General features: G+C 57.3%; 5 protein-coding genes. All 5 read right to left on the bottom strand.

What is annotated here, in order from left to right; translation table 11 throughout:
• Positions 1 to 71: 71 nt before the first annotated feature.
• Positions 72 to 1,196 carry an Sb-PDE family phosphodiesterase gene (locus tag ONB24_11195; GenBank protein MDZ7316682.1) on the bottom strand — a complete coding sequence of 375 codons (1,125 nt, stop codon included), beginning with the start codon at positions 1,194 to 1,196 and terminating at the stop codon, positions 72 to 74.
• Complete coding sequence (locus tag ONB24_11190; GenBank protein MDZ7316681.1) at positions 1,193 to 2,086, bottom strand: endonuclease/exonuclease/phosphatase family protein; 894 nt, start codon at positions 2,084 to 2,086, stop codon at positions 1,193 to 1,195. Before ONB24_11190 ends, ONB24_11195 begins: the two co-directional genes overlap by 4 nt.
• Before the next feature lie 50 nt (positions 2,087 to 2,136).
• The gene (acnA, locus tag ONB24_11185) at positions 2,137 to 4,824 is read right to left on the bottom strand and encodes an aconitate hydratase AcnA (GenBank protein MDZ7316680.1); all 2,688 of its coding nucleotides are present in this window, start codon (positions 4,822 to 4,824) and stop codon (positions 2,137 to 2,139) included.
• Positions 4,825 to 4,861: 37 nt separating this feature from the next.
• Entirely contained in the window at positions 4,862 to 5,575 is a 714-nt protein-coding gene (locus ONB24_11180) for a lactate utilization protein (GenBank protein MDZ7316679.1), read from the bottom strand.
• A partial coding sequence (locus tag ONB24_11175) for a lactate utilization protein (GenBank protein MDZ7316678.1) occupies positions 5,565 to 6,672 on the bottom strand: 1,108 nt, incomplete at its 5' end. The genes ONB24_11175 and ONB24_11180, both read right to left, overlap by 11 nt.

The raw sequence follows: 6,672 nt of genomic DNA, 5'->3' as shown, positions 1-6,672 counted from the left end.
AATTCATCCGCTTAGAATAAAAAAAAGCCCCGATCCTCCAAGATCGGGGCTTTTTGCTTTAGAAATTGCGGTTATTTAATCTGCACTTTCCACTTAATAGGTAACCCTTTTCCCGGCTCGACTATCAAATTGGCGACTTTATAGGAAAGCTCTGCCCCCTGAGGAAGCGCTTTTTCCTGACCTTTTTGTATGGTCAAAATGACCGTGCTCCCCGGCGGGATCGAGACCGATCTGGGAACCGTCAGCCCGACGCTGCACTCCCCCTCTGTGAGTTCAAAGGAAAGATCCGTCGTGTTCACCAGTCGAAACGGGACGCGGTCCTTTTGGGACAGCTCGAGCACCGACGTCTCCGGAACCACTGCGGCAGAAAAGATGGAAGCGAGATGATCGGCTCTGCCGATGAGCTGATCCCGCCAATAAACGACCGTGCGCCGTTCAAAGAGAGCCTTTTTAACGGCTTCGGCCGAGCGTTCTGTCGCCAGTACCCAGGTCATGGGTCGGTGATCGGCAGGCGGACGATTGTACTGCTCAGCCGTGGTGCCGTGAATATCCGAATTGCCCAGCATCGTCAGATTTTTCTCCAGACACCATTGATGAACCGCCGGATAGTATTCATCTTCATTGACGATTTCGATGCCGTGCAGCATGCCCGCGGACAACAGCTCGGAATGTTCATCATACCAACGCGCAACACCATCGGGCTGCTGGCCGGTCCAACCTGGATGGTTCCAGAAAATAAATGCCCCTTGGATAAAAGCGGCCTTGACCGCATCTCGCCAATTTTTAGTGTTCAGCGGTTCGATGCGATTCAAAAACAGCGCATTCAAATGCCCCGGCGGCATTGCGCGGGTAATTTCTGCTCCTTTAATCAAAATCAAACCGTACTGCTCTGCCGCGGGAAGAGCAAGCTCATAGGCTCGTTCCCAGTTGCCGAGCCGCATGTCCTTGTCATGAGGCAAGTATTCCAAATGATCCGTCAGCGCAAGGGCGGCAAGACCGTCCTGCCAGGCCTCTCTGACGCGCAACGACGGCCACACTTCGCCGTCCGAAAAGACGGTGTGTGAATGAAAATCGCAGGGGAGAATGACATAATTCTCGAGTTTGGGCAGTTGTAAATCGCGGCGTTCTGCAGCATGGACGCCGACGGCCAATAAAACCGCCAACGAGATTATTTTCTGTATCCTGCAGAGTTTCATCTTTTCTCTCCTTCAGGTTTATGACTGCAATCACTCAATTCCAGCTCTGCCGTAACCGGATAATGGTCGGAAGCGTAGCGGCCGGGCGGATGGTCTCGGACAATCTCGGCAGTTTTTACGGAAAAGCTTTTCGAAACAAAGATATGATCGATCATCTCTTCGCCCGCCTGATCGCTGAAGCCGTGGAATGTGCCTACCATTTTCTCGTGAGGATGGCACAGACGAAAGGCGTTGCGGAACCATGGAACCGCATCTTCAGGCGATCGCGCGTTGAGCAGTCTCTCTATTGCCGGATTTTCTTCACCGGCGTTGAAATCCCCGAGCACAATGACCGGTTCGTCGCCGGCATATTCGTTGATTTTTTTAAGCAAAAGTTCGACGCTTTTCTCGCGCGAATTCTGCGACTGATGATCGAGGTGGAGGTTGAAGACAAACAAGACGGCGCCGCACCGCCGATCGCGCAGCTTGGCCCAGGTGCAGATTCTTGGGATCTCGTTCCCCCAACTTTTGGATCCCGGGACCTCCGGTGTGTCCGAAAACCAAAAGGTGCCGCTCTCCTCCGCTTCGAACCGATGCCGGTCATACAAAACGGCGGAATGCTCGCCTTTGCGTTTGCCGTCGTCGCGGCCGACCCCCAGAGCCCGATATTGTGGAAAATGCGCCGTCAGCTCGTCGATCTGAAAGTCCAGTGCCTCCTGAAGGCCGAGGATGTGCGGAGCACGGTCTTCCAGCAGCTCGAAGACCAGAGGCCGGCGCAATTCCCATCGATGCTCTCCGTCGGGAGCCGTACCGTAGCGGATGTTGAAGGTCATCACCCGAATGACCGGCGACTCGTCGCCTCGCAAAAACAGACAAGGATACAACATCAAGCAAAACAGCAGCGGCTTCATTTTTAGCCTTCTCTATCGAGTTCACTACGCCGGTTGGTCGGTTTCCTCATCTATTGGGCCAGCATGCGGCGCAAAACGAAGGGGAGAATACCGCCGTGCCGATAATACTCTACATCCACCGGCGTATCGAGCCGCGCAATGACCTCGAATATTTTTTCGCCTGCATCGCCTGCAGCCCGAACGCGCACTTTTTGCATCGGTTGCAGGGCGTCGTCCGCTTCGATGGTAAAGATTTCCCGTCCCGTCAATCCCAGCGTTTCCGCATTCTCGCCGCTCAAATACTGCAGCGGCAGAACTCCCATGCCGACCAAATTGCTGCGATGGATCCTCTCATAGCTTTCGGCAATGACGGCGCGAACTCCCAACAGCAGCGTGCCCTTTGCCGCCCAGTCGCGCGAACTGCCGGTTCCGTACTCTTTGCCCGCCAGGATGATGAGCGGAACTCCTTCTTCTTTATAGCGCATGGCCGCATCATAGATCGACGTCTGCTCGCCGTCCGGCAAATGGATCGTTACGCCGCCCTCAACGCCCGGCACCAGGAGGTTTTTCAGCCTGATGTTGCCGAAAGTGCCGCGCACCATAACCCGATCATTGCCGCGCCGCGCTCCGAAAGAATTGAAATCCGCCGGCTGAACGCCTCTTTCCAAAAGATAGCGCGCGGCCGGGCTGTTCTTGGGAATCGAGCCTGCCGGAGAAATGTGATCGGTGGTCACCGAATCACCCAGAAGAGCCAACGCACGGGCGTTGCGGATTTCACGAATCGGCTCCGGCTCCTTCTTCAGGTCGAGAAAGAACGGCGGCTCCTGAATATAAGTGGATTCGTCGCGCCAGGGATAAAGGTCGCCCTGCGGCGAGGGAATGTCGCGCCAAGCCGGATTAAAGGCATTGAGATCGGCATACGTTCGCCGGTAGGCTTGCGCATCCGATGCCGACTCGAGCAGCTGCGCGATTTCATCCTGCGTCGGCCAAATGTCCTTCAAGAATACCGGGCGGCCGTCTTTGTCCTTTCCCAGCGGCTCGGCGGCAAAGTCTATGTCGATTCTGCCCGCCAAGGCGTAGGCAACGACCAGCGGCGGCGACGCAAGATAGTTGGCGCGCGTCAACGGATGCACGCGGCCTTCAAAGTTGCGGTTGCCGCTGAGCACGGCCACGGCGACCAATCGATTTTCTTCGATGACCTTGGCCGTCTCTTCCGGCAACGGTCCGCTGTTGCCGATGCAGGTGGCGCAGCCGTAGCCGATCACATAGAATCCGAGCTTCTCCAAAAAAGGCATCAGGCCGGTGCGCTGGAGATAGTCGGTCACCACGCGTGAACCCGGCGCCAGACTCGTTTTGACAAAAGGCGGCGTCTGCAGGCCGCGCTCGACGGCTTTCTTGGCCAACAGGCCTGCCCCCAGCATGACCGAGGGATTGCTGGTGTTCGTGCAGCTGGTGATGGAGGCAATGGCGACAAATCCGTGTCCGACTTGATAGTCTACGCCGTTCATGCGAATCGTGCCGGTCGCCTGGACGGCCTCTTTGCTCAGCTCGAAGCCGCGCTCTTTGATCGGCGCCGTAAGGGAAGCGGCGAACGAGCGCTTGACCTGCGTCAGCGGCGTTCGATCCTGCGGCCGCTTGGGTCCCGCTACGGAAGGCTCGACGGTGCTCAGGTCGAGCTCCAGGGTATCCGAGTAATCGGGCGCATAATCCTGGGTGCGAAAGAGTCCCTGCTCTTTGGCGTAACGTTCCACCAAATCGACCAGCTCTTCCGGTCGGCCGGTGCGGCGCAGATAGAGCAGAGCCTGCTCGTCGATCGGGAAAAAGCCCATGGTGGCGCCGTATTCGGGCGCCATATTGGCCACGGTGGCGCGGTCAGGCAGACTCATGGCGGCAACGCCGGGACCGTAAAACTCAACAAATTTGTCCACAACGCCCTTTTTGCGCAGCATCTGCACTACGGTGAGCGTCAGATCGGTGGCGGTTACGCCCGGCTGCAGCTCGCCGACGAGTCGAAAGCCGACCACAGCCGGCGGCGTCATGAACAGCGGCTGCCCCAGCATGACCGCCTCGGCCTCGATGCCGCCGACACCCCAGCCGAGAATGCCGAGCCCGTTGATCATCACGGTGTGAGAGTCCGTGCCCACCAGGCTGTCGGGAAAGACCACGTCGCCGTCGCGAAAAACGCCCTGCGCCAGATACTCCAAGTTGACCTGATGGATGATGCCGACGCCGGGAGGAATAATGCGCAGCGACTTGAAAGCCTGCTGGCCCCATTTCAGGAACTCGTACCGTTCCAAATTCCGCTGCAGCTCGATTTCCATATTTTTCTTCAGGGCATCAGGTCGGCCGTAAAAGTCGGTCTGCACCGAGTGATCGATGACCAGGTCGCAGGGAATGAGCGGCTCGATCTTTTTCGGATCGCCGCCCAGACGCGCCATGGCCGACCGCATGGCCGCCAAGTCGACCACCGCCGGAACGCCGGTAAAATCCTGCAGCAGCACCCGCGCCGGTTTGAACGGCACCTCGCCGGAGCCCGTCGCATCGGGTTTCCAGTTGGCCAAATTGACGACCGCCTCTTCGGGGACATCGAAACCGTTGCAGTGACGCAGAACCGCTTCGAGGAGAATGCGGATGCTGATCGGCATGCGCGACAGGCTAAATCCGCCCCGCTTTTCCAATTCCTCCAAGCTGAAAAGAAATGCCCGACCGTTGCCGGTCTCGAAACTTTTTTTTACGCCGAATCGATCCTGATATTTCATGGTTCTACCTCGCTATTAATCGAATGAAACGACGAGTCTACTCCTGGTCATATAAAAGAACAATCAAGCGGCGCGGCCCATGCGCGCCCAAGATGAGTATTTTTTCGATGTCGGCCGTGCGGCTGGGACCGGTGATCCAAACTACGCCCGCGTATTCTTGGCGATCGGCTAAGCGCACCATGGCAAAATGATCCTCGAACAGACGGGATTTTTTCAGAATGACGATCAGCACTTCGGACAGCACCGCCGGCCACTGTGACGGCAGCCGCGGCGAAAGGACGACCGTTCCCGTGTCGGCTACCCCATAGACGGCTTCGACGAGGCCAACCTTCACACCAGCATACATCGATTTACGCTCATCTGCCGATTCCAATGGCGAAATGATCCTGACGCCCTTGACCTGCAGCGCCCGCGCCGTTTTTTCGACCAGCTCGCCGCCGCTGACGGCAAGCGTTGTTTCATGTTCCTTTTCTAAAACATCTGCTGCGGCTTGAATTAATGCAGCCGAGTCGCCGACCTCGATTGCTTCGCCGTTCACCGCGGTCAATTCAGCTATAAAGCGTCTGCATTTGGCTTCCACATCGCCGGTAAAATCAGGGGCGGACGGCGGCTCCCAGGCGGCTTTGGCACGCAAGGCCGACTCCTTAGTGGTCTGCAGTGCACTTTGGACGGCGCGTAGAATGGCTTCTCTGGCTGAGATACTAGTGGACGGCTGATTCTCAATTGGACTATTTTGCTTGTTACTTTTCACTTTTTTCCCGCCATTCGTAGAACCGTCGACGAAAGCCCTTGGTATCAAATCGACCGATCGCCCGCTCTTTGAAATAGCCCGGAACCGGAAACGGCCTGGGATACAGCTTTTGCAGCCAAGACGGAACCCGCGCGGCGGCGCGATAGAGCAACGGCCGCTGCGCCAAAAAGGCCCACAGTTTGAGCATCAGGCGCTCGAGTTTCGGCGTTCGGCCTGCGGCAACCACGCGTCGACGCAGCTTGAGCAGATGATGCGGGATGTCGATGCCGACCGGACAGATTTCGCGGCAGGCGCCGCAGAGGCTCGAGATGTACGGCGCGTATCGCCCTTCCTGTTCGCCCAAATATTGCGGGATTAGCGTCGCGCCGATGGGACCCATGTACACCCAGCCGTAGGCATGGCCGCCGACAAGTTGGTAAATCGGGCAGACGTTCAGACAGGCGCCGCAGCGAATGCAGTAGAGCGTCTCCCGCAGCTGCGGGTCGGCCATAATGCGGGATCGGCCGTTGTCCAAGATGACCACATGCACCTCTTTGGGTCCTTCTCCGCTGCGGGGACGCAACGGTCCGTCGATGAAATTGACGTAAACGGTCTGTTTCTGTCCCGTGGCGCTGACCGGCAGCAGCTTGAGAAAAATCGGCAGATCATCCAAAGAGGGAATCACCTTTTCGAGGCCCATCACTGCGACATGAATGCGCGGAATGGTCAGAGTCAGCCGCGCGTTGGCTTCGTTTTCCAGCACCACCAGGCATCCGCTTTCGGCAATGGCGAAATTTGTGCCCGAGATACCCATATCCGCAGCCAAAAACTTTTCCCGCAGTTTCCTACGGGCAATTGCCAATAGCTCGGTCGGCTCTTCCGTGTACGGTACGCCCAATTTCTCATGGAAAATTCTGCCGACGTCCCGGCGCGTCAAATGCAGCGCCGGCGCGGTCAGATGCGAGGGAATTTGGTCGAGCAGCTGGACGATGTACTCGCCCAGATCGGTTTCCAATGTTTCTATGCCTTGGTTGATCAGGAAATGATTCAAGTGAATCTCTTCCGTGGTCAGGCTTTTCGATTTGACGACGCTGCGCACGCCGCGGCTCCGGGCAATG

The organism is candidate division KSB1 bacterium (assembly GCA_034505495.1).
Classification (GTDB): Bacteria; Zhuqueibacterota; Zhuqueibacteria; order Residuimicrobiales; family Krinioviventaceae; genus Fontimicrobium_A.
The sequence above is the reverse complement of the archived record's forward strand: the minus strand, read 5'-3'. Positions and strand labels throughout refer to the sequence as shown.